Source organism: Aquimarina agarivorans, assembly GCF_000218485.1.
GTDB lineage: Bacteria > Bacteroidota > Bacteroidia > Flavobacteriales > Flavobacteriaceae > Aquimarina > Aquimarina agarivorans.
The window spans coordinates 1-22,330 of record NZ_AFPB01000156.1; the positions used below are offsets into that span (position 1 = coordinate 1).

The 22,330-nt window shown below is 33.7% G+C and carries 19 protein-coding genes and 3 tRNA genes; 7 read left to right on the forward strand and 15 right to left on the reverse strand.

The genetic code is table 11. The annotated features are described in order from the left end of the window. Position 1: 1 nt before the first annotated feature. The gene (gene tssD, locus GMC_RS0111550) at positions 2–253 is read right to left on the reverse strand and encodes a type VI secretion system tube protein TssD (RefSeq protein WP_010522278.1); all 252 of its coding nucleotides are present in this window, start codon (positions 251–253) and stop codon (positions 2–4) included. 861 nt (positions 254–1,114) lie between these two features. Then, positions 1,115–2,233 carry a Fic family protein gene (locus GMC_RS0111560; protein WP_010522279.1) on the reverse strand — a complete coding sequence of 373 codons (1,119 nt, stop codon included), beginning with the start codon at positions 2,231–2,233 and terminating at the stop codon, positions 1,115–1,117. A gap of 151 nt (positions 2,234–2,384) precedes the next feature. Between GMC_RS0111560 and GMC_RS0111565 the strand changes: the two genes are divergently transcribed. Beyond that, positions 2,385–2,564 (forward strand): hypothetical protein, encoded by a 180-nt coding sequence (locus GMC_RS0111565; RefSeq protein WP_010522280.1) that lies wholly within the window; start codon positions 2,385–2,387, stop codon positions 2,562–2,564. Between the two features lie 388 nt (positions 2,565–2,952). On the opposite strand, the gene GMC_RS0111575 is transcribed toward GMC_RS0111565, so the two are convergent. From GMC_RS0111575 to GMC_RS0111595, 5 genes are all read right to left on the reverse strand, one after another. Further along, positions 2,953–5,598 (reverse strand): MGH1-like glycoside hydrolase domain-containing protein, encoded by a 2,646-nt coding sequence (locus GMC_RS0111575; RefSeq protein ID WP_010522282.1) that lies wholly within the window; start codon positions 5,596–5,598, stop codon positions 2,953–2,955. Between the two features lie 9 nt (positions 5,599–5,607). Then, positions 5,608–6,429, reverse strand: coding sequence for a glucose 1-dehydrogenase (locus GMC_RS0111580; protein WP_010522283.1), 822 nt, complete (start codon positions 6,427–6,429; stop codon positions 5,608–5,610). A 341-nt stretch (positions 6,430–6,770) separates the two neighbouring features. After that, positions 6,771–6,853 (reverse strand) — tRNA-Leu (locus tag GMC_RS0111585). Between the two features lie 79 nt (positions 6,854–6,932). Beyond that, positions 6,933–7,005: transfer RNA gene (locus tag GMC_RS0111590), tRNA-Lys, on the reverse strand. A 52-nt stretch (positions 7,006–7,057) separates the two neighbouring features. After that, positions 7,058–7,130 (reverse strand) — tRNA-Lys (locus tag GMC_RS0111595). Positions 7,131–7,253: 123 nt separating this feature from the next. On the opposite strand from GMC_RS0111595, the gene GMC_RS0111600 reads away from it, so the two are divergent. Next, the gene (locus tag GMC_RS0111600; protein ID WP_010522284.1) at positions 7,254–7,781 is read left to right on the forward strand and encodes a shikimate kinase; all 528 of its coding nucleotides are present in this window, start codon (positions 7,254–7,256) and stop codon (positions 7,779–7,781) included. Here the strand turns inward: GMC_RS0111600 and GMC_RS0111605 are convergent. The 5 genes from GMC_RS0111605 to GMC_RS0111625 form a co-directional block, all read right to left on the reverse strand. Then, on the reverse strand, positions 7,778–9,601 hold the full coding sequence (locus GMC_RS0111605) for an ABC transporter ATP-binding protein (RefSeq protein WP_010522285.1): 1,824 nt from the start codon (positions 9,599–9,601) through the stop codon (positions 7,778–7,780). The two genes, GMC_RS0111600 and GMC_RS0111605, sit on opposite strands and share 4 nt — an antisense overlap. Positions 9,602–9,762: 161 nt before the next feature. Beyond that, a complete protein-coding gene (locus GMC_RS0111610; RefSeq protein ID WP_010522286.1) occupies positions 9,763–11,493 on the reverse strand; it encodes a phospho-sugar mutase in 1,731 nt (576 codons plus the stop codon). A 112-nt stretch (positions 11,494–11,605) separates the two neighbouring features. Then, complete coding sequence (locus GMC_RS0111615) at positions 11,606–12,553, reverse strand: glycosyltransferase family 2 protein (protein WP_010522287.1); 948 nt, start codon at positions 12,551–12,553, stop codon at positions 11,606–11,608. Between the two features lie 11 nt (positions 12,554–12,564). Continuing rightward, positions 12,565–13,068, reverse strand: coding sequence for a DUF4199 domain-containing protein (locus GMC_RS0111620; protein ID WP_010522288.1), 504 nt, complete (start codon positions 13,066–13,068; stop codon positions 12,565–12,567). Positions 13,069–13,400: 332 nt separating this feature from the next. Beyond that, positions 13,401–14,420 (reverse strand): NAD-dependent epimerase, encoded by a 1,020-nt coding sequence (locus GMC_RS0111625; protein WP_010522289.1) that lies wholly within the window; start codon positions 14,418–14,420, stop codon positions 13,401–13,403. 618 nt (positions 14,421–15,038) lie between these two features. On the opposite strand from GMC_RS0111625, the gene GMC_RS0111630 reads away from it, so the two are divergent. Further along, a complete protein-coding gene (locus tag GMC_RS0111630) occupies positions 15,039–16,391 on the forward strand; it encodes an FAD-dependent oxidoreductase (RefSeq protein ID WP_010522290.1) in 1,353 nt (450 codons plus the stop codon). A 75-nt stretch (positions 16,392–16,466) separates the two neighbouring features. Continuing rightward, the gene (locus tag GMC_RS21305) at positions 16,467–16,838 is read left to right on the forward strand and encodes a GNAT family N-acetyltransferase (protein ID WP_094766286.1); all 372 of its coding nucleotides are present in this window, start codon (positions 16,467–16,469) and stop codon (positions 16,836–16,838) included. Between the two features lie 209 nt (positions 16,839–17,047). Here the strand turns inward: GMC_RS21305 and GMC_RS0111640 are convergent, their stop codons facing one another. From GMC_RS0111640 to rho, 3 genes are all read right to left on the reverse strand, one after another. Further along, positions 17,048–17,287 carry a gamma-glutamylcyclotransferase gene (locus GMC_RS0111640; RefSeq protein ID WP_010522292.1) on the reverse strand — a complete coding sequence of 80 codons (240 nt, stop codon included), beginning with the start codon at positions 17,285–17,287 and terminating at the stop codon, positions 17,048–17,050. After that, the gene (gene msrA / locus GMC_RS0111645) at positions 17,277–17,924 is read right to left on the reverse strand and encodes a peptide-methionine (S)-S-oxide reductase MsrA (protein WP_010522293.1); all 648 of its coding nucleotides are present in this window, start codon (positions 17,922–17,924) and stop codon (positions 17,277–17,279) included. Before msrA ends, GMC_RS0111640 begins: the two co-directional genes overlap by 11 nt. A 114-nt stretch (positions 17,925–18,038) precedes the next feature. Further along, a complete protein-coding gene (rho, locus tag GMC_RS0111650; RefSeq protein ID WP_010522294.1) occupies positions 18,039–19,676 on the reverse strand; it encodes a transcription termination factor Rho in 1,638 nt (545 codons plus the stop codon). A gap of 291 nt (positions 19,677–19,967) precedes the next feature. Here rho and GMC_RS0111655 point away from each other — a divergent pair, with 291 nt between their 5' ends. The 3 genes from GMC_RS0111655 to GMC_RS0111665 all read left to right on the forward strand — a co-directional run bounded on the left by GMC_RS0111655 (position 19,968) and on the right by GMC_RS0111665 (position 21,606). Next, positions 19,968–20,366, forward strand: coding sequence for a DUF4293 domain-containing protein (locus tag GMC_RS0111655; protein WP_010522295.1), 399 nt, complete (start codon positions 19,968–19,970; stop codon positions 20,364–20,366). A gap of 481 nt (positions 20,367–20,847) precedes the next feature. Beyond that, positions 20,848–21,051: a putative quorum-sensing-regulated virulence factor gene (locus GMC_RS21310; protein ID WP_029489741.1), complete on the forward strand. Its 204-nt coding sequence runs from the start codon at positions 20,848–20,850 to the stop codon at positions 21,049–21,051. A gap of 75 nt (positions 21,052–21,126) precedes the next feature. After that, positions 21,127–21,606 (forward strand): hypothetical protein, encoded by a 480-nt coding sequence (locus GMC_RS0111665; RefSeq protein ID WP_010522297.1) that lies wholly within the window; start codon positions 21,127–21,129, stop codon positions 21,604–21,606. Positions 21,607–22,330 lie beyond the last annotated feature (724 nt).

Below are 22,330 nucleotides of genomic sequence, written 5' to 3' on the forward strand. Positions count from 1 at the left end.
GTTAATAACGTGTTTTTTGTTGTCCTAATATGGCAGGGCGAAGTTCAATAGTAGCTTTATCAAACTTCATTTGGTTAGAAATAGCATATTGCCACCAAGCGTTATCTCTAGTGGCTTCTACCGATAGGATAAGCCCTAATAATCGTCCTTTGCCATAAGGTAAGCCATCATTATCCGCTGCTTTTTTTATATCGTACTCAAAGTGTAATAAATTTATAGCCCTATCATCTATATGTAAAATTGCTATTACCATTTGTGTTGTTTTGTAGTGTGATATAAATATAATTGTTAACTATTTAATTGAGAGGTAATTGTTGGTGTTTTAAGTTTGTTGAGTAATGTTTTGTAACGATTCTTGTATGGTGCGTTTGCTTCCTGAAGAGAGCACATGCATTACACAAATTGTGTGCGTACCTTGAATGGTAAATATAGTTCATTTAATGAATGTCCCAAAGGGTGTGAGTCCCAGATACGAGGAAGTAACGCTCCTAAGTAAAGCAAGTGGCAAGGTTGATAGGGGTGACCCAATGACTGAAGTAAGCCAGACTGCGTGGTTGGTGCTGAGGAATACTTTTTTATGAGGTTTTATGAAATAAAACCAAATGTCTAGTAGACATTTTGAATAAATAAAGCGGTGATGTGACTGGCAGATATGATATGAGGCTGTAAGGTTGGATAAGTAGGCACATAACAGCAACGTCCCAAACGTTTTTTTTTAAGCGATAACCGAAGCAGTAGATTCAGCAGCTATTGACCAAAGGGTATTTACCTTACCAAGAGGGCAGAGCGTTAAAAAATGATTTTATAAATCATTTTAGTGAATGAGCCAGCTGGCGTCAGGCTAAATCGATCCACGAGTTTGGATGTAAAGAGAAGTCAGCAGAAGCCATAGTACTTATGGGAAACGAGCATTGTGAAACGTGGAAAACAATGAGGACTCACAACTAAGGAAGGGCTGAACGTTAATGGGTCTTTGATGAACATAGGAATAGCGGTACGTTAAGGATAATTTTCTAGTACTATTATAGCCTATGATTAAAGGAGACCACTTAAGAGATTAGGCATCATTAACGAACCGCCAAGTACACGGCGAAATTCCCCTTTGCCTACTCGACTAAATAATGTTTTTTAGATTATTCCTTTCAGCCCATTCATAATTTGTACTTCTTCCTCCAGATTCTTCTTGTTTTAAAATACCTTTTGAAATTAAGTCTTTTATATCTCTTAGTGCAGTATCAGTAGAGCACTTTGTGATTTTAGCCCATTTTGAAGTTTTTAATTTTCCGTCAAAACCGTCTAATAGTTGATTTAGCATTTTTCTTTGTCTACTATTCAAATCTGTTTCATTGTGATATTCCCAAAAATTAGCTTTATGTAAAACTTTTTGAAGTGTTGATTCTGTTGATTGAAGTGAACGATGTAAACAATTTAAAAACCATTCCAACCATTCAGTAATATCTCCTGAACTATGCTGTACTTTTTGCAAAATTGTATAATAGGTTTTCTTTTCAGTTAAAATTTGATTAGATAGACTATAAAATCTAAAAGCGCTTCCTTCTGATTTTGCTAATAGTAAATCAGTTAAAGCTCTAGCTATTCGTCCATTTCCATCGTCAAATGGGTGAATAATTATAAACCAAAAATGTACAATTGCAGACTTGATGACAAGGTCTATTTCATTCTCATTATTTATCCATTCAAGTAATACATCCATCTCATTTTGTATTTCAGAATGATTTGGAGCTTCAAAACGAACTTTTTCTTTACCCATAAGACCTGAAACAACTTGCATTTTGTCTTTTCGATAACGACCTATATCAATTTTGCTCATTCCACTATAACCAGTAGGGAATAATGAGGCATGCCAACCAAATAACCTTTCATTGGTTAAATTTTTATCATAATTTCTTGTTGCATCTAACATCATTTCAACTACACCTTCTACATCTCTACCAACGTGCACTAATCCTGAAGATTCGATCCCTAATTTTTGAGCTATTGAAGAACGAACTTGGTTAAAATTTAAAAATTCACCTTCAATTTCTGATGATTTTAAGACGTCTAAAGTCAAAGTTGATAAATAAGTTTCTTCTTTTAGATTAAATCCAAGATTACTCATTTGCCCAAATATCTTTCCCTGGAAGTATCTTACTTTTCCTAAAATATTTCCAATTCGTTTTTCATCCCAAGTAAAGTCAGGCCATTGGTTGTATTTGTATATATATTTGGGCATTTGCGGTTATTAATTGATTTAATTACCGCAAATATAAGGAGAATATTGGGGTTTATTTGTCGAAAATTTGTTTTTATGCTCCACGCGTAGTAACTATTTTCATGGTATTATTTTACTAAATATTTGAATTTAAAATATATACCGCTAAAAAATGCAAATACTGTCCTGTAAAACCAAGTGTGCCAAAGTTAAATATGGAAAAGGCATACAACGAAGTGGGTACGAATATCTCATTGAGGAAAATAAACAGCGAATTGAAAACAATAAAGAGCTATACCGAAAAGGACGACAAATTGTAGGATACCCTTATAGCACTATAAAGCGACAATAGGTATTTTCATATATCTCAACAAAAATGTATTGATAGAGCTAGTGCAGAAGTTGGATTTATATTTACCTGATTATAATTTGAAAAGAATCTTTAATATTGTGGGCAAAAACTTGCTAAAATCTTACATCAAAAGTATGATTCATCATTCTGGACACTTCAAAATAAAACACCACTATAGCCAAGATTACGCTTATGTTTTCTCTGTTATCTAAAAAAAAATAATTTTTATTTAAGTAATTTAAAATTAGAATTGGTGCAAAATAAAGAAAGAGGCAGCCAAAATTGAATTTGAGTTGCCTTTTCCTTATTTAAAGGTGCAAAATTGAATTTGCACATCAAATGTTGTTGATTTACACCATTTAAAATTGTTTGCTTTTCATAAAATAGTTTACCAGCAGGATTGATCAATAAGTGTGGCAATACAGCCAGTCCAACCTGTTTGATGACTGGCACCTACGCCTCTACCATTGTCACCATGGAAGTATTCGTAAAACAATATTAAATCTTTAAAATGAGCATCTTTATATATTTCAGAATGTAATTGATGTACAGGCCTGTTTCCTTCCGCATCTTTTTTGAAAATATGTAATAGGTTGTTGTTAATTTTAGTGCTCAGTTCTTTTAAGGTATAGCGCTTGTCGGTTCCGTTGGGACAGTTAATTAAAAAATTGTCACCATAGTATTTGTAATATTCTAACAACGACTGTACAAATAAAAAGTTCATAGGCATCCAAATAGGACCTCGCCAGTTGGAGTTACCACCAAATAGGTAAGTTGATGATTCTGCAGGATCGTACTTTACAACAAACTCGGCACCATTAATACTTAATTTATACGGATTGCTATGAATTTTTGATAACGCTCGAATACCATAAGCACTCATAAATTCATCTTCATTAATTAAAGCTTCCAGCAGACGTTTCATTCGTTTTGATGGTACCATGGAAAGTAATAAGTCTTCACCATTATTATATTCTTCTATTACAAGGTATTGGTTGGTTTTTATTTTGTAATTCCGGAACCACTCCAGTCTGCGAACAAAATCTTTAAGCTTGTTTAGTTTTTCTTTTTCTAAAACCAATACGGCATTAAGTGTCATTAGTCCAACTAATGATCGTATTTTAATAGGAATAAAGTCATTGTTTGGCATGATTAACACATCGTAAAAAAAGCCTTGTTCTTCATCCCAACTTCCTTTAAAGTTTTCGCCTATTGTATTTAACGAAGCTGCAATATGTACAAAATGCTCAAAAAATTTGGTACACATGTCTTCAAACGAAGGATCGTGCAATGCAATTTCAACACTAATTTGCAGCATATTTAACGAAAACATTGCCATCCAGGCAGTTCCATCTGCTTGTTCCAAGTGGCCCCCGCCAGGTATTTCGTTACTACGGTCAAATATTCCAATATTATCTAACCCTAAAAATCCGCCTTCAAAAACATTATTTTGGTTAAAATCCTTTCGGTTGACCCACCAGGTAAAGTTAAGTGATAGTTTGGAAAATATTTTTTTTAAGAAATCAATATCTCCCTTACCCGTTTTTTTCTTATCAATTTCATATACCTGAAATGCAGCCCAGGCGTGCACGGGTGGATTTACATCTGAAAATGCCCACTCGTAAGCAGGAATTTGTCCGTTAGGAGCCATATACCACTCACGCAATACTAAAATGAGCTGGTTTTTTGCAAATTCAGCATCCAACATCGCTAAAGGGACACAATGAAAGGCCAAATCCCACACAGCGTACCAAGGATATTCCCATTTGTCAGGCATGGAAATAATATCTTCATTATTTAATGTTTGCCAATTGTTATTCCTGCCATTTAACCTTTCAGCGGGTGGGGGAGGTTGATTTTCATCGCCACGCAACCAAGTGTATACATCAATATTGTAATATTGCTTGGTCCAAAGCATTCCTGCAAAGGCTTGGCGTTGTATATTAGTAATGTCCTCGGCATCTCCTTTTTTAAATTGCGCATAAAATGCATCAGTTTCATTAATTCTATCGGCAAAAATGAAGTCAAACTCTTTGCTTAATGAGTTGGTATTCTGTTTCTTTTTTGAAAATCGAAGCTTAATGGTTATGGCTTCTCCAGCAGGGACAGAGCGTTGATATAAAGGTGCAAATTTAGTTCCTTTTGCAACGGCATCAGTAAGCTCAAAATTATTATTGATCACTGCATCGTGAAATAAATCTTTTACGTATGGTGACTTATTTTTAGTACCAAACAGTCGTTCATTATTGGTTTCATTTTCGGTGAATAGCCATTTGTCAGGTGTGTCAAAATGTAAATGATATTCGCCTAATTTAGGATGTTTTACAATAACAGCGCTTTGGGATTTCGTGTCTTTGTATTTTTTTATGGAATGCTCGCCACGCATTTTTCCAAAACTCCATAAATTACGCATTACCGTGGTAGGCATTATGGAAATATCAGCAGCATCGGCACCTCGGTTGTAAATGGTGATGCGTGTTAAAATATCCTCATCGTCAGCTTTGGCGTATTCGGTAAATACATCAAAATACTTGTTATCGTTAAAGACTCCGGTATCCAAAAGTTCATATTCCAGATCATTTTTGTTACGATACGCATTGGTTTCCACTAAATCTTTATAAGGAAATGCAGCTTGCGGATATTTGTACAAATGTTTCATGTACGAATGTGTTGGGGAAGCATCCAAATAGTAATAGAGTTCTTTGACATCTTCGGCATGATTACCTTCGGGTCCGGTAAGTCCAAAAAGGCGTTCCTTTAAAATAGGATCATTGCCGTTCCACAGTGCTACTGAAAAATTAATAGCACAATGTCTGTCGGAAAATCCGGCAATACCATCTTCGCCCCAACGATATACGCGGCTGCGTGCATGATCATGCGGAAAATAATCCCATGCCGTTCCATTAGGACTATAATCCTCCCTGACAGTTCCCCACTGACGTTCGCTAGGGTAGGGGCCCCATTCCAGCCATTTTTTCTTTTTTGAATAATTAGCGTCTAGGCGTGATTGTTCAATACAATTTTTATTTTTCATAGCTTGAAATTAACCATTTTCAGTAAAACCAGGGTAACATGTCATTCCACCATCAACAAAAATAGTGGTTCCATTGATGTATTCCGATTCGTCGGAAGCCAGCCAAGCAGCTACAGATCCAATGTCCGAAGGTACACCAATGCGTTTGTAAGGAATCAATTCATGCAGTTTGTCAAGCGCCTCTTGTGAACTCCATGCCAATTTGTTAATTTCAGTTTTTATAGCACCTGGCGCTATGCTGTTGGCTCTAATTTTATTTTGACCGTACCCTTGTGCTATGGATTCCATAAGCATTCGAATAGCTCCTTTGGAAGCAGCATAATTGGCATGCCCCGCCCAAGGAATAATTTCATGAACGGAACTCATGTGTATAATTTTTCCTAATGATTTAGAAACATCAAGGCGCATTCCTCTTTTCAAAAATTCCTGAATGGAAGCCTTGCAGCATAAAAACTGGCCAGTAAGGTTGACATCAATGACTTTTTGCCATTCGTTTAATGGCATTTCATGTAACTTATAATCACGTTGAATACCTGCGTTAGGAACGCAAATGTCTACCGTACCGAATTTTTCAATAGTTTGTTTGAACATAGCTTCCACCTGATCTTCTTTTGAAACGTCGGCCTTGATCGCAATGGCTTCACCACAAATATCATTAGTGCATAATTGATGTGCTAGTTCCTCGGCAGCCTCGGGATTTGAAATGTAATTGATTACTACATTAGCGCCGTCGCTCCCTAGGCCAATGGCTACAGCTTCGCCAATACCCGAGTTGGCACCTGTAACAATTGCGGTTTGATTAGCTAATCTTTTATTGGGTTTTTGTGCCATATGAAAATTTGATTTTAAGTTTAGTTACCAATACATCAAGTTAAAAAATATAATTGCTACAATAGCAAAGTCTTTTTATGAATTTTTATTTGTACAGCATGATTTTTCAATACCGTTTTTAATAATGGTATTGAATCAAAATTTATAACATAATATTAGAAATTATTGTGAGGAATCAGAACGGTAAAAGAGTAATGAGCAACATTTTTTAGTGTAAGAGGTCGCTTTTATAATTTTTGAAGAAAATTAGGAGCTAGTTTAAACGGAGTAAGAAATGTCAAATTCTTCCTCCAAAGATTAACTAATTGTACGCATAAATAGCTAAACCCTAAAATAAAAAGTGCCCAGAATGGGAGTCGAACCCACACGTCCTGCGGACACACGGCCCTCAACCGTGCCTGTCTACCAATTCCAGCATCTGGGCAATAATTTGCATTAATATAGCTTAGTTGCTGCTGCTATAAAAATAAAAAGCACTGAAATTAATTAATTTCAATGCTTTGTGACCGGGCTGGGGCTCGAACCCAGGACCCTCTCCTTAAAAGGGAGATGCTCTACCAACTGAGCTACCAGGTCATTAGAGTGCTTGTAATATAAGCAATAAATAACACTCAATTTTATTGCTTTGTGACCGGGCTGGGGCTCGAACCCAGGACCCTCTCCTTAAAAGGGAGATGCTCTACCAACTGAGCTACCAGGTCTAAACATTCAGTATCTGAATGCGGGTGCAAATATACTACCTTAATTCGATTTAGCAAGTGTAAAAACTAATATTTTTATTTTTTTTCAGAATAAAAAATGAACTTTGCATTAAAATAAATATCATGCATAAAAATATCATTTTACTAGGATATATGGGCTGTGGAAAATCGTCTGTAGGGAAACAATTGGCTATTATGAATCAAATGAATTATATGGATTTGGATGATTATATAGAGCAAAAGGAGGGAATGACTATTAATGAGATTTTTTCAACCAAGGGAGAAGTGTATTTCAGGAAAATTGAAGGCAACTATTTAAATGAATCTTTAGTAAATTTGAATAATGCCGTGCTGTCGCTCGGCGGAGGTACGCCGTGTTTTGGAACAAATATGGACACCATTATAGCTGCAGATCAGAATCCATCCGTATATTTACAAACTTCTATTGGAGAATTGTCAAAACGATTATTTACAGAAAAGGATAAACGACCGTTGATAGCACACACTAAAACTGTGGATGAACTTACTGAGTTTATAGCAAAGCACGTTTTTGAACGTTCACAGTATTACTTGAAATCAACCCATAAAGTAGTAACAGACTCTAAAACTATTGATGAAATTGTAAAAGAAATACTGGAATTGGTAAATTAAGCTAACGCCTGCATGTCAACCAATAACTTATAATTGCCATTTTTGGCAATGAGTTCATTGTGGGTTCCTTGTTCCACTATTTTACCTTCTTTCATCACAACAATTAAATCGGAGTTTTGAATGGTGGATAAACGGTGTGCAATGACTACACTTGTGCTATTTTTCATTAATTTTTCCAGGGCATCTTGTACTAATCGTTCGCTTTCAGTATCTAACGCCGAAGTTGCTTCATCCAAAATCATAATCGGAGCATTTTTTAATACTGCACGGGCAATGGATAAGCGTTGTTTTTGACCGCCAGACAACTTTCCTCCACCGTCACCAACATTGGTGTAAATACCATTTGGTAATTTTTCAACAAATTCCCATGCGTTGGCCACCTTTAGGGCTTCTACAACTTCATTGTCCGTTGCATCTTCTTTAGCAATGCATAAATTAGCTTTAATAGTATCGTTAAATAAAATAGAATCCTGAGTAACAAGACCCGTTAAATCACGTAATGATTTTTTAGTAAAATCTTTAATGTTTACCTCATCAATGCTTATGCTTCCTTTATTAACATCATAAAAACGAGTCAAAAGATTGGCCACAGTTGATTTACCACTACCTGATTGTCCAACTAGCGCTACTGACTTTCCTTTAGGAATGCTTAAACTAAAATCTTTTAATACGAAATGATCTTCGTATTTAAATGAAATATTATTAATATGTATTGCTGAGTCAAATGTAGTTTTATCCTGCGCCTTATCTGCGTCTTTTAATGGCGATTCAAGTTCCAGAATTTCCAGCACACGATCTGCGGCAGCATTACCACGTTTCACCCCGTAACTAGCTTTTGAAATGGCTTTGGCTGGAGTTAAAATTTGATAGGCTAACGCTATATAGGCAATAAAATCAGAGGCACCTAATGTTTGCTCAATAAGTACCATACGTCCACCATAAATAAGTAATACGGCAATAACTGTAATTCCTAAAAATTCACTAATTGGCGATGCTAAATTTTGGCGGTTACTTAACGTGTTAGTGTAATTATAGTAACGTTCCGTGGATGCTTTAAATCGATTTCCAAAAAAAACTTCAGCCGTATATCCTTTAATAATTCGGAGTCCGTGGAGTGTTTCATCAAGCACGGATAAAAAAACCCCCTGTTCCTTTTGTACTTTAGCTGAATGCTTTTTTAACCGTTTTCCTATTTTAGAAATTATAAACCCTGAAACTGGAATAAATATAAAGACAAAAAATGTAAGCTTTACGCTTATTGAAAGCATGGCAATTATTGCAAACAGAATAGTCATAGGCTCCCTAACCACCAGTTCTAAAACTGAAAGCAAAGAGTTTTGAATTTCATTTACATCCGAAGATATACGCGCAATGGTATCACCTTTTCTTTTTTCGCTAAAATATTGCACTGGTAGGTAAAGCGTTTTGTCGTAAAGTTCATTCCGCATGTCCTTTAAAACACCATTTCGGAGAAAAGTGACTGAATACATTGCCAGGTAACGAAACAAATTTTTTAATAAAAATAAACTGACAATAACTCCAACTATTAAGTACAGCGCATTCATTTGATCAGTATCCGCTTCTTTAGTAAGGTAAAAATTGAAGCTGTTCAACATAAAATCTTTAGCTTCGCCAATAGTTGTCCATTTTGGTTTAACACGTAAGGGTTCTTTAATTTTAAATAGCACATCCAACATAGGAAGTATGGAAAGCATTCCCAAGGTGCCAAACAAAGCGTAAAGAATATTGAAAATGATATTCAATATGGCATAGCCTTTATACGGAACAATGAATCTAAAAATTTTTTTAATGTATTCCATGGACTTGATAAAGTGCTTTATAGTAGCACATATTAATTCAAATTAAAGTTCGAAATAAAAAATAAAACAATTTAAGTAATTTAAACTGTTTTTATTTCGAACTTACGGATCAAAAAGGGTTCAATTAAGCTTAAAAAATAAGTTATTGCTGTGGTAATGGTTTATTTTAAACCTAATTCTTCAAGTGTTTGCTGAATTTTTGCATCCAAATTAGTTTCAATTTCTGATAATGAGTCATTATCGTTTACCGCGCTTTGAACACTTATGTAAAACTTAATTTTGGGTTCAGTACCACTTGGTCTTGCTGCTATTTTACTACCATCTTCAGTATAATAAATTAACACGTTAGCTTTTGGTAAATCAATTTTTAATGTGGAGTTGTCCTGTAGATTTATAGCTTCTCCGCTAAGGTAATCCTCAATAAATACTACTTGTGACCCGTTGATCTCTTTTAAAGGATTTTGACGTAAATCAATCATTTTTTGTTTAATTTCCTCTGCGCCACTAATGCCTTTTTTAACTAAAGAAACCAAATGCTCCTTGAAAAAGCCGTGTTTTTTATAAAGATCCTCCAATAAATTAAGAAATGAATTTCCGTTGGCTTTTGCGTAAGCAGCAATTTCACAAGCTAAAAGTGTGCTAGTCACCGCATCCTTATCGCGAACAAAATCGCCAACCATAAAGCCATAACTTTCCTCGCCGCCTCCAATAAAATTAAGTTCAGGGAAATCCTTAACTAGTTTAGCAATCCATTTAAAACCAGTAAGTACTTCTTTATACTCAACATTATATGCGTTGGCAATAGTGCGAAGCATCGGAGTGGATACAATGGTGGATGCTATAAATTCATTGCCTTTAAGTCCTTTTTCATTTTTATATTGATCTAGTAAAAATCCAATCATGACTACCATGGTTTGATTTCCATTCAATAATTTCATTTTATTATTGGAGTCTCGGACAGCAATGCCTAAACGGTCGCAATCAGGGTCAGTACCAATTAAAATGTCAGCACCAACTTTATTTGCAAGCTGAGTTGCCATTTCAAGAGCTTCTGTTTCTTCAGGATTAGGAGATTTTACAGTAGGAAAGTTTCCATTAGGTTCCGCTTGTTCTTCAACAATATGAACATTTTTAAAGCCGGCTTGTGCTAATGTTTGGGGTATCGATTTAATTGATGTGCCGTGCAATGAGGTAAAAACTATGGTTAAATCATCCTTAGCCGCTTGTGAGGCAATTATACTACCATTAGCAACACAGGCATCAATAAAAGGTTGATCTACTTCCTCATCAATAATTTCTATAAGGTTTTTATCGGCGTCAAATTTAATGTCATTATAACTTAAGGAATTAATAGTACTTACAATTTCAGCATCTTCGGGAGGTACTATTTGACCACCATCTTGCCAATATACTTTGTACCCATTATATTCTGGTGGGTTGTGGCTTGCTGTAAGCACAATTCCACAATGGCAGTTTAGGTATTTAACTGCAAAAGATAATTCAGGAGTAGTTCTTAAGCTGGAAAATAAATGTACTTTAATGCCATTTGCAGCAAAAACCTCTGCAACAGTTCTGGCAAGGGTGTCGCTATTGTTACGGCAATCGTAAGCAATAACGGTTTTAATTTCCTGACCAGCGAATTGTTTTTTTAAGTAATTACTTAAACCTTGGGTGCTTTTGCCAAGGGTGTATTTATTAATACGATTAGTACCAGCTCCCATAACTCCACGCATACCTCCTGTACCAAACTCCAAATCTTTGTAAAAACTATCTTCAATTTCGGCAGGATTCGTTTTTAAAAGTTCATTAATTTCATTTTGAGTGGCGGTATCAAACGTAGGGCTTAACCATTCGTTTACGCGTTCTTGAATAGTAGATGTAAGTGTATTCATTTATATAAATTATTTTGCAAAAATAGTAATTCCTTAATCAATAACTTTTTTGCATCCTTTTTATTAGTATATACTCTTTGTGCGATTAACGATTAGTTGAATGAATTAGTTGTTATATAGTTTCGGAAATTTTATACTGTTTGCTTTTTTTTGATTTATTTTTTAGAATGATTTCACCCAGGAAACCAGCTAAAAAAAACTGAGTTCCCAATATCATACACACTAAAGCTAAATAAAATTGAGGACGATCAGTAATTAATCTGCCAGTAGTATTAATGTATAATTTATCAATACCCAAATAAGCAGTTAAACACAATCCTATGATAAAGACAACTGTACCCACTAAACCAAAAAAATGCATAGGGCGTTTTCCAAATTTAGAAATAAACCAAATGGTAATCAGATCTAAAAACCCATTTGTAAAGCGTTCCATTCCAAATTTAGTTTCCCCATATTTACGGGCTTGATGTTGTACAATTTTTTCGCCGATTTTATTAAAGCCTTCGTTTTTTGCCAATACGGGGATGTAGCGGTGCATATCGCCAGTAACATTAATATTTTTTACCACTAATGCATTGTATGCTTTTAAGCCACAATTAAAGTCATTCAGCTTTACGCCAGAAGTTACTCTAGCTGCAGCATTGAATAGTTTTGAAGGCAAGTTTTTTGCAAAAACAGCATCATAACGTTTCTTTTTCCAGCCAGAAACCAAATCATACCCTTGCTGTGTAATCATTTGATATAATTCAGGAATTTCTTCGGGATTATCTTGTAAATCAGCATCCATGGTAATAACCACCTGACCAATACATGCACTAAAACCGGCATGTAATGCTTGCGACTTTCCATAATTTTTTAAAAAACGAATACCTTTAATATTAGAATCTTTTTCTTGAAGCTTTGTAATCGTTTTCCAAGAGTGATCCGTACTGCCATCATCAATAAAAATAAGCTCATAGCTGTAGCTATGTTGGTCCATAACCTTTTTAATCCACTCGTGGAGTTCGGTTAATGATTCTTGCTCATTTAATAATGGAATAACTATGGATATCTCTTTCATAAAGCAAAAACTTACTCCGTTTTTAAAATAGCAGCACTTACAATACCTCCTAATGCGCCTATGAATGCGTATTTTAAAATCCAAAAAGCTAATCCCGTAAATGAACTAGGTGCTTCTTTAGTCAAACTAGTAGTATCTGCTTGCGGGTTATTTTTTGACATTACACTAACTGCCTCATCTACTATTTTTTGTTGGTAATCAGGATCAATAAAATTTGCGTGAATTAAAAAAATATACACCGAAAATAAAGTCCCCATGATAAGAACGAGCCCCACGCCAATTTTTACACCTTCCGAAAATAATAGCTGGTTATTGTTTTGAAATGTTTTGTAATTTCTTATAGCTACAAACACCACGCTCAATTCAATAAATAAAGCAACAAAACTCCCGTAACTCTCTCCTTGATATCCCAATTCAAGCTGCTTAATTAATGTATCCATAAGTAAACGAATGACTAATAATCCAAGCGCATAAGGCAATAAGAAATGTAAGGTTGATTTTTTTGTGTGTTCCATTTGTATTTTATGTAAGATGCAAATATAATGATAACAGTTGAAGTGAGTTTTTGGTGCGGATTTTATTTTAAGAATAAATACAGCAGTCAATAAGTAAGAAACATCTTTTTGTAAGTCTATAACTGGTTTTTAACATTTGATACTTTTTTGCCTCTAAAAATTTGTAGATGATACGAGTTCTGAACTTAAATTACTGAAAAAAATCTGAAGTTTTGTATAGCAGGGAAAAGTAAAACACAGGTGTTTAACCAACTACAGTGTTGTTAATATTGAATTATCATGTAAAAAAGAACCCTATTTAATGAGTATTTAATGGTTAAAACGTTCTGGCATTAACTTTTATGATATCCTTTAAACCACTCAATAAATTTACCTACACCCTCTTTAAGTGTTGTGCTAGGTTTATAATTGATAAGATCACTCAAACTAGAAACATTGGCATAGGTTTGTTTTACATCGCCAGGTTGCATTGGCATAAAATTCTTTTTCGCAGTAGTATTCAATTCCTTTTCAATACAGCTTATAAAATCCATTAATCTAACAGGGGCGCTATTTCCAATATTATGTAAAGCGTAAGTAACGCCATTTTCGTTAGCTATTGGTGGTTTAGCGCTAAGTCTGGAAATGCCTTCAACAATGTCATCAACATACGTAAAATCACGCTCCATGTCTCCATTGTTGAATACATTGATAGGCTTATCATTTAATATAGCATCGGCAAATAATGAAGGAGCCATATCTGGTCTTCCCCATGGACCATAAACTGTAAAAAAACGCAGCCCAGTAACTGGAATTTTGTACAAATGGCTGTATGTGTGTGCCATTAATTCGTTACTTTTTTTAGTGGCAGCGTACAAGCTAACAGGGTGATCTACATTGTCATCAACAGAAAATGGAGTTTTTTTATTACTTCCGTAAACTGATGAACTAGATGCATATATAAGATGCTTTACAGGGTTGTGTCTACAGGCTTCTAATAAATTTAAAAATCCGTTTATATTACTTTGTATATATGCATCAGGATTAATCAAACTATACCTAACACCGGCTTGAGCAGCCAGATTAATTACTACATCAAATTTTTCATTTTTAAAAAGTTGATTTAAAGCTTTTTTATCTGTTAAATCTAATTTAATAAACTTGTACGATTGGTGTTTCTCAGAAGTTAAAAAGTTATTGTAGGATAGCCTTTCTGTAGCTATGCCTATTTCTTTTAATCGGTCAAGTTTTAAAGATACATCATAATAATCGTTTAAATTATCAAAACCTACAACTTGATGGTCTTCTTTTATAAGTTTTATAACCGTATGAAACCCAATAAAACCAGCAGCTCCTGAAACTAAAATTTTCATAAAAATAAAATATAATGCTTATTTTTTTTCTTAGTACGAAGGTACTAATTCTTTTCTTGCTTTAAATTAATTACACCAATCACCTTTTTTTAAAAAACGAGTCAAGAGAGGTGTTTAAGAAGTGGTTTGATATTTAAATTTAATTTTTTAGTACAACTTTTGTTTGAAATAGAAACAGAAGTTGTTCTTTTATAATTAATATTAGGTTCAAAATATGGTTTGTTTGTCTCCAAAACACAAATGAAATATACTGACTTTAGTATTCAAATAAGTGTTACAAATTTTTGTATGGAAATAATGCTAACAAATACATATACATAATCCAGTTATGGAATTTTTTTATTTTTAAGTTTAAGCAAAAAAGAACTAATTTGAACGGAGGATCTAAATTCAAAATAGAGTTTAACCTAATGCTATTTAATAACGCGATATTTTCAAAACTAGCAAAGTAAATTATTTTAAAATTACCTAATCATCTTTTGTAGTATTAATTTAAAGTCATATCAATAGTTATATGTTACGATAGTGTTAATGAAACTAATTTTTTATCATTAAATTGCGTACTTAATTGGCTTTCGCCAGAAGTAATAAAAATTTCTTTTCCAAGAATAAAAATACATGAAACAACAAAAAATTGCCATTGTAGGAAGCGGGTTAGTAGGTTCGTTATTAGCTATCTATTTGCGGAAGAGAAATTACGAAATCACTGTTTTTGATCGTCGGCCTGATATTCGAAAAATAAAATTTAGTGGGCGCTCAATTAATTTGGCAATGTCTGTAAGAGGTTGGAATGCGCTGGAAGCGGTAGGAATAAAAAAAGATGTAGAGTCATTAGGTACGCCAATGTATCATAGGCATATTCATGTAAATAATAAGGATGATTATACGCAAAAATATGGTAAGGATGGCGAGGCAATATATTCTATTTCTAGAGGGGTTTTAAATCGTAAAATGATTGACTTGGCTGAGGCAAAAGGTGTAGTTTTTAAATTTGAAGAAAAAGTTTGGGATGTAAACCTACCTGAGGCAAAATTGTATACAGGTGAAACTGAAAAGGGAGCTTGGGAAACGCATCAATTTGATTTAATTTTTGGTTGCGACGGAGCCTTTTCCAGAATTCGACATAAAATGCAACGACGTAGTCGATTCAATTATTCCCAAGATTTTTTAAATACAGGTTATAAAGAATTAACCATACCAGCAGCAGCTAATGGAAAGCATATAATTGATAAAAATGCATTACACATTTGGCCCAGAGGGAAGTTTATGCTTATTGCACTTCCTAATTTAGATGGTAGTTTTACCTGCACTTTGTTTATGCCACATGAAGGAGTAAATTCTTTCGAAAGCTTAAAAACGGAACAAGAAGTACAGTCCTTTTGGGAAGAATATTTTCCTGATACTTTATCTATAATGCCCACACTACTGGAGGATTATAAAAGGAATCCAACAAGTGCGCTAGTTACCATGAAGTGTTATCCTTGGACGTACTGGAATAAAGTTGCTTTGGTAGGGGATTCAGCTCATGCTGTTGTACCATTTTACGGACAGGGAATGAATGCAGGATTTGAAGATGTTTTTGAGCTAGATCAAATTATTGAACAATTGGGTGATGACAATTGGCAAGCTGTTTTTGAAAAATATCAGCAGCAACGCAAGCCTAATGCAGATGCTATTGCGGAATTGTCCTATCGTAATTTTATTGAAATGAGCGATAAAACAGCTGATCCAGATTTTATATTAAGAAAAAAAATTGAAAAAAAGTTTTCAAGTCAATATCCAGAGTTGTGGGAACCGTTGTATTCACGAGTAACATTTTCTAATAAGCCCTATGCTGAGGCGCTAAGTTATGGTGAAGTTCAAGCAAAAATAATGGATCAAGTAATGCAAATTAAAGATATTGATCAAAAATGGGATGCCCCAGCAGTTATGGATTTTATAAAGGAGAAATCTTTGGCTTCAGTTTCATAAAATGGTTATTATGAATTGCATCTATGTAAAAATTGATTCTGATTTTTATCAGCAAGCGTTTTTAATACGAAAGGAATTTTTTTTAAAGATTTAAAAAATGCCGATGCGTTACTAAATGATGATTTTGAAAAAGATAGTTACCATTTAATTATCGAAAGTAAAGGGAAAGTTCTTGGTACGGGAAGACTCACAATATCAAATAGTAATGTTGGAATCATTTCGCAAATGGCTGTTGCCTCAGAATTTCAAAGAAATGGTGTTGGAAAACTTATTGTAAAAACGCTATTAAAGAAGTGTCACGAGTTTGCAGTGGAAAAAGTCGAATTAAGTGCAAGTATAACAGCACTTAAATTTTACAAAAAATTAAATTTTGTTCCCTTTGGAGAGGTATTTGCATCTAAAAAAACTGGAGCTTTGCATCAAAAAATGTGTTTAGAATTAAAATAAGTTACAATCTTATTTTGATTATATTAAGTGAATCTGGACTACTTAAAATTGTCAATTTAAAAGTGCAAGCGCTAATTAATAATTACTTATGTCTTTCGCATATTCATAAACAAAAGCATTATAAATCCCTTTGTTTGTGTGGACTTCGCAAATTTTCCTAACAAAGAGACTGTTTGTTATATCCTTTGGCTTAAAACCTTCGTAGGAGTCTAGTTTATTGAATATTTGATTTGTATTAGTGTTATTTCAAGCAATTCTCCGTATGTTTTAAATCTTTTTTCAGGATCAATTTTAATTCTTGGAAAATTACCTAAATCGTATTTTTTAGCATAAATAAAGCCGTCAGTTAATTTAATGGCGTTCTTTATAAGTAAATCAGCATAAACATTGTCATTATGTTGTAATAATGTACCGTATACAAATAAGTAAACACCCTCATTATTCCCCATTTTTAACCAATTCAGGAAATTTAGCTTTAAATCGGTTCAATCTTGGTTTTGAAACTCTAACAATATAAGGGTAGTTGGGGTTCAATTTTTCATAATTTTGATGATACGCTTCAGCTTCATAAAATTTTTCAAAAGGTAGAATTTCAGTTCTCACTTTATCGGATAAACTTTCTTGAATTTTTTTTCTGTAATCAACAGCAATTTGCATTTCGGCATCATTTTGAAAAAAAATGATAGACCGATAAGCCGAACCAAAATCAGGTGCTTGTCCGTATGTGGTAGGATTCTGCGAGCCGTAATATACTTTTACCAGGGTTTCAAAATCAATAATAGCGGGGTCGTATTGTACTTCAACAGTTTCTGCATGTCCTGTGTTACCTGAGCCTACTTGTTTGTATGTTGGATTATCGGTAATTCCACCTGAATAACCAGAAACTACCTCTTTAACACCTTTGACGCTTTCAAAAATGGCTTCAACACACCAAAAACAGCCGCTAGCAAAATACGCATTTTTCAAGCCGTCGGTACGGGAAGTTTGAATGGGTTCGTTATTAATTTTGGCAATGGGACTTTTTGGATTATTAATGCACGCATTAATGCCCAACACAAAAAGTGTCAATACAATTAAAGATTTCATGGTTGTAGGTTTTAAATTATTAGTCTACATTGGGGCGCAGACCTTTCGGTTAAAAGTACAAAAAAGCCCTCTACTATAAAAATAATGAGGGCATTAGGTTGTCGAACAGTAGATTTATCCATTCATGGAAATCAAAAATTCTTCGTTATTTTTTGTTTGTTTTACACGCTGATTTATAGATTCCATAGCTTCTACAGGGTTCATGTCTGCTAAAAATTTACGAAGCACCCACATGCGTTGCATGGTGGTGTCATCAAGTAAAATATCATCTCTACGAGTGCTACTTGAAACTAAATCAATGGCAGGGAAAATACGTCGGTTGGAAATTTTACGATCCAATTGTAATTCCATATTGCCGGTACCTTTAAATTCTTCAAAGATTACTTCGTCCATTTTTGAACCAGTTTCGGTTAATGCTGTAGCAATAATGGTAAGTGATCCTCCGCCTTCAATATTACGTGCTGCTCCAAAAAAGCGCTTAGGTTTGTGTAATGCATTGGCATCCACACCACCACTCAAAATTTTTCCACTTGCTGGTTGCACCGTATTGTATGCACGTGCTAAACGAGTAATTGAGTCTAACAAAATCACTACGTCATGACCACATTCCACTAATCGTTTTGCTTTTTCTAAAACAATGTTAGCTACTTTTACGTGTTCATGAGCTTCCTTGTCAAAAGTAGAAGCAATAACTTCACCCTGTACATTACGTTGCATGTCAGTGACCTCTTCAGGGCGTTCATCAATTAATAAAATCATTTGATAAACCTCAGGATGGTTGGCAGCAATAGCATTAGCAACATCTTTCAGTAGCATGGTTTTACCTGTTTTAGGTTGGGCTACTATCATACCACGTTGTCCTTTTCCAATAGGCGAAAACAAATCCATAATTCGAGTGGAAATGGTACTTTGTCTTTCTGCAATATTAAACTTTTCTTGCGGGAAAAGTGGTGTCAAATGTTCAAAAGAAACGCGATCGCGCACCACTTGAGGGCTTAATCCATTAATTTTGTTTACTTTGATTAAAGGGAAATATTTTTCACCTTCTTTGGGTGGGCGTACTTGTCCAAGAACAGTATCTCCAGTTTTTAATCCGAATAACCTTATTTGTGATTGCGACACGTAAATATCATCAGGTGATGATAAGTAATTGTAATCGCTAGAACGTAAAAAACCATAGCCATCCTGCATGATGTCTAACACACCTTCACTTTCGATAATGGCATCAAATTCAAAATCAGGTTCTTTGTAGCGGTTTCTTTGGTCTCGGTTTCCCTTATTGTCCCTGGAATTCCCGTTTTTGTGATTTTTATTTTTGTGATTTCCGTTATTAGAATTGTTGTTACGGTCATTTTTTTCAAAGCGAGGTTTATTAGGCTCTCTCTTTTCAATTTTTGTAACTTCTTTCGCGGTAGGGGCTGCTTTTTCCTGAGTTTTGGCATCTGGTGTTGATTTTTCAACAACAGGAGTGGTATTCTTTTTAGTAGTTACTCGTTGTTTGCGTTCTCTCTTTGGCTTACTTGCAGGGGGAGCTGTAGTGGCATCTGTTTTGGTCTGAGCTTCCGGTTTTTCTTCCGTAGGTTCATCTTTAAGTACTGATGCTACTTTAGTTGGGTCGTCGGCTTGATGATCTAAAATTTGGTAAACTAAATCTAATTTTTTTAGTGAACGAAATTTAGGGACTTTTAAGGCTTTAGCAATTTCCTGTAATTCAGGTAATTTTTTTGATTTTAAATCAGAAATTTCTAACATGTAGTTTGTTAATTATCTTTTGTTTTATAGAAATAAATACTAGAAAGTATGTATTGAGTCTGAAGATTGATAAACGGTTTTGTTTCCGTTTGTTAATGCAAGTATACAACAATATTTTTTATTAAAAAAAAACTCTACAATAATTTAAGTTATTGTTTTGTGTTTAAGCTTGTAGTAATAATTCTGACTGTATTCATAATTAGCAATTTGTAAAAAACTGAATTCTTTTTTTGTTTATTTGTTGAATTTTCAAAAGAAACTTTTACTTTTGCTTTAAGAAGAAGAAAAAATATGATTCAACGTATTCAAAGCGTTTATTTGTTTTTAGCCGCATTAGTATCTGGAATTTTATCTTATTTTTTTCCTACCGGTTTCGATAAAGTTGGTACCATAGATGCTCCTTATTATTATGAGTCTTTTTTAGTTTCCGCTTTGCTATCGTTCATTATTATTTTCGTTTATAAAAATAGAAGGCTTCAGTTTGTATTGGGGCGATTAAATATACTATTGAATGTTATTTTACTAGGCGTTTTTGTGTATTTGACACTAAATGTATCTGGAGAGGCTTTTGCCTCAGAGAAGGGTATTGGGAGGTTTATACCTGTATTATCTATCGTTTTAATTGTGTTAGCTAATAAGGCTATCAAAAAGGATGAACAACTTGTAAAATCTGTGGACAGATTACGATAAACACTTAACTAGTATTTTGTGCGAAAAAAGCCAGCATCTGCCAATGCTGGCTTTTTTATTTGTGCCGTGTATGCATTTACTGATAGGGTTGGAAGTCGTAAGCGAGCCTAATTGACAGGAATCGTTAGCCGATCGCAAGAGTGACAATCGTGAGGTTGAATCTAAAAGAGTACAAAGCAAATTATTAATATGACGAAAAACAAGAAGCATTTAAAAAGTTTGAACTATAAATTATTTCATTATTAAAATCAACTTCCGATTCCTTATGTAAGAGCAAGCGTTTCGTTCGTGACCCTATTATTTTCTAATAATTAATATTCGGATTTTTCCTTTTTCGTGTTTTAATATGTGTGTATTACGATCTTTTTACTAGTTATTTATGAATAAACTGAAGCGCTTTCGAATTACGGTTTCGTACAACTTTTTATACCTGCATAGGCACTTATTGCAAATCAATACTATTGAGATTTGCGCTGAATAAATAAAACAATTTCCTTTAGACTTAGACAAGTCGAAAATGTCCTTTGGGAAATATAAAGATCATTTTTTAATTGATTTGCCTGAATATTGTGTAGTATGGTGTAAAATAAAGGTTTTCCTAAAAGGAAAATCAGGCTTGCTAATGGAAAGTGCTTACGAGTTAAAATTAAATAGATTGGAGTATATTATTCGTAAGCTGAGATAGTTTTTTATTTTTTAAATTTAATATAGGGTATTTAATCAATTAGGTGTCTTATAATAAATCATAAAAAAATATAAGATGAAAAAGCTAATAGTAAAATTAATGGTGTTTAGTACACTTTTTTGTGGAATTTCTTGTGATTCGGATGATAACACAGAGTTTAAACCTTTTACAGTAAGCTCATTAAAATCAACACGCCCGAAAATAACAGTAAAAAATGGAAAGTTTACTGCAAATGATAAAGAAGTAGACCCCTTTTTAGCTATTATAGAAATAGATTCTAATGATGAATTTGTACCTACACTTCCAATATTAAGAGTAGGTGATAAGTTTACCACGTTCCTTTTTTTACTTTTTGAAGGTGAGGCTGATTTTAAGTGGTTTATAGCAGATGATAGTGATGGAACAAATGCAAAACTTATTGAAGGAGCTGACAAGGAAACATACATTAGCTCAGCCACACTTTTAGGAAAGTATTTAGGGGTAGAATTTAAAGCAGAGGGTGTAGATAGAGTAATAAAGAGTCCATTTATTGGGCCTTTTTCCGAAAAGGAATAAAATAGAGTTAATAAAATGATCAGTAAAAGATTCTACGTATAGATTTATAGATCTATTTGTTCCGAAAAAAACCAATTTTGAGATTAGTATAATGCCTCCATGTCACTTTGTATTTAATAAAAGTGTATATGGAGGTATACAATTAAAATCATGTAAAACTGTTTAGGTATATTCAGCATACCTAAAACTATTGTAAATACTAGTTTTTTTGTGAATTAAGGTTAATAAAAACCCCGAAAACAGCTATCAGAAGCTAAAAACGAGGTTTTATTTATCGTTTATTATGAAATTATAAGAATTAGTGACTTTCAATATGAATTTTCGCTTTTATCTGCATAAAAAAATTTACCTTCCTTTTTTACCCGTTTTTTAGAAAGTGATCTGGGAAATATCTATATGTCTGTTTCTTGGAATTCTCTGTTTGAAAGTTTATAAATAAAAGAAAAACCTTCAAGGTTAAAAATGTTATTTAGTCCAAGGGAAAAATAGCTTTAATATTTTTAATGCATTATGTAGTACGATATTCTCTCAGCTTTGCAATCAATTCGTGATTCGTAGAAACTAGGCTAAATCTTCCGAAGGATTAAAAAATAGAATCCTTTTAAAATAACAGCGATGTTTTTGATTCAGTATATCAATTTAAATTTCAGATAAATACCAATACAATAATATCAAAGAGAATATTATCTAAATGCCCCCAACGGGTATTGTTCTTTAATTGACT

Bases quoted from the DNA above. Each gene is read 5' to 3' on its own strand.
- GMC_RS0111565 (WP_010522280.1), top strand. From the start codon at position 2,385: ATGCAAATACTGTCCTGTAAAACCAAGTGTGCCAAAGTTAAATATGGA.
- GMC_RS0111600 (WP_010522284.1), top strand. From the start codon at position 7,254: ATGCATAAAAATATCATTTTACTAGGATATATGGGCTGTGGAAAATCG.
- tssD (WP_010522278.1), bottom strand. From the start codon at position 253: ATGGTAATAGCAATTTTACATATAGATGATAGGGCTATAAATTTATTA.
- rho (WP_010522294.1), bottom strand. From the start codon at position 19,676: ATGTTAGAAATTTCTGATTTAAAATCAAAAAAATTACCTGAATTACAG.
- GMC_RS0111615 (WP_010522287.1), bottom strand. From the start codon at position 12,553: ATGAAAGAGATATCCATAGTTATTCCATTATTAAATGAGCAAGAATCA.
- GMC_RS0111640 (WP_010522292.1), bottom strand. From the start codon at position 17,287: ATGGGGAATAATGAGGGTGTTTACTTATTTGTATACGGTACATTATTA.
- GMC_RS0111655 (WP_010522295.1), top strand. From the start codon at position 19,968: ATGATTCAACGTATTCAAAGCGTTTATTTGTTTTTAGCCGCATTAGTA.
- GMC_RS0111605 (WP_010522285.1), bottom strand. From the start codon at position 9,601: ATGGAATACATTAAAAAAATTTTTAGATTCATTGTTCCGTATAAAGGC.
- GMC_RS0111665 (WP_010522297.1), top strand. From the start codon at position 21,127: ATGAAAAAGCTAATAGTAAAATTAATGGTGTTTAGTACACTTTTTTGT.
- GMC_RS0111580 (WP_010522283.1), bottom strand. From the start codon at position 6,429: ATGGCACAAAAACCCAATAAAAGATTAGCTAATCAAACCGCAATTGTT.
- GMC_RS0111575 (WP_010522282.1), bottom strand. From the start codon at position 5,598: ATGAAAAATAAAAATTGTATTGAACAATCACGCCTAGACGCTAATTAT.
- GMC_RS0111625 (WP_010522289.1), bottom strand. From the start codon at position 14,420: ATGAAAATTTTAGTTTCAGGAGCTGCTGGTTTTATTGGGTTTCATACG.
- GMC_RS0111560 (WP_010522279.1), bottom strand. From the start codon at position 2,233: ATGCCCAAATATATATACAAATACAACCAATGGCCTGACTTTACTTGG.
- msrA (WP_010522293.1), bottom strand. From the start codon at position 17,924: ATGAAATCTTTAATTGTATTGACACTTTTTGTGTTGGGCATTAATGCG.
- GMC_RS0111610 (WP_010522286.1), bottom strand. From the start codon at position 11,493: ATGAATACACTTACATCTACTATTCAAGAACGCGTAAACGAATGGTTA.
- GMC_RS0111630 (WP_010522290.1), top strand. From the start codon at position 15,039: ATGAAACAACAAAAAATTGCCATTGTAGGAAGCGGGTTAGTAGGTTCG.
- GMC_RS0111620 (WP_010522288.1), bottom strand. From the start codon at position 13,068: ATGGAACACACAAAAAAATCAACCTTACATTTCTTATTGCCTTATGCG.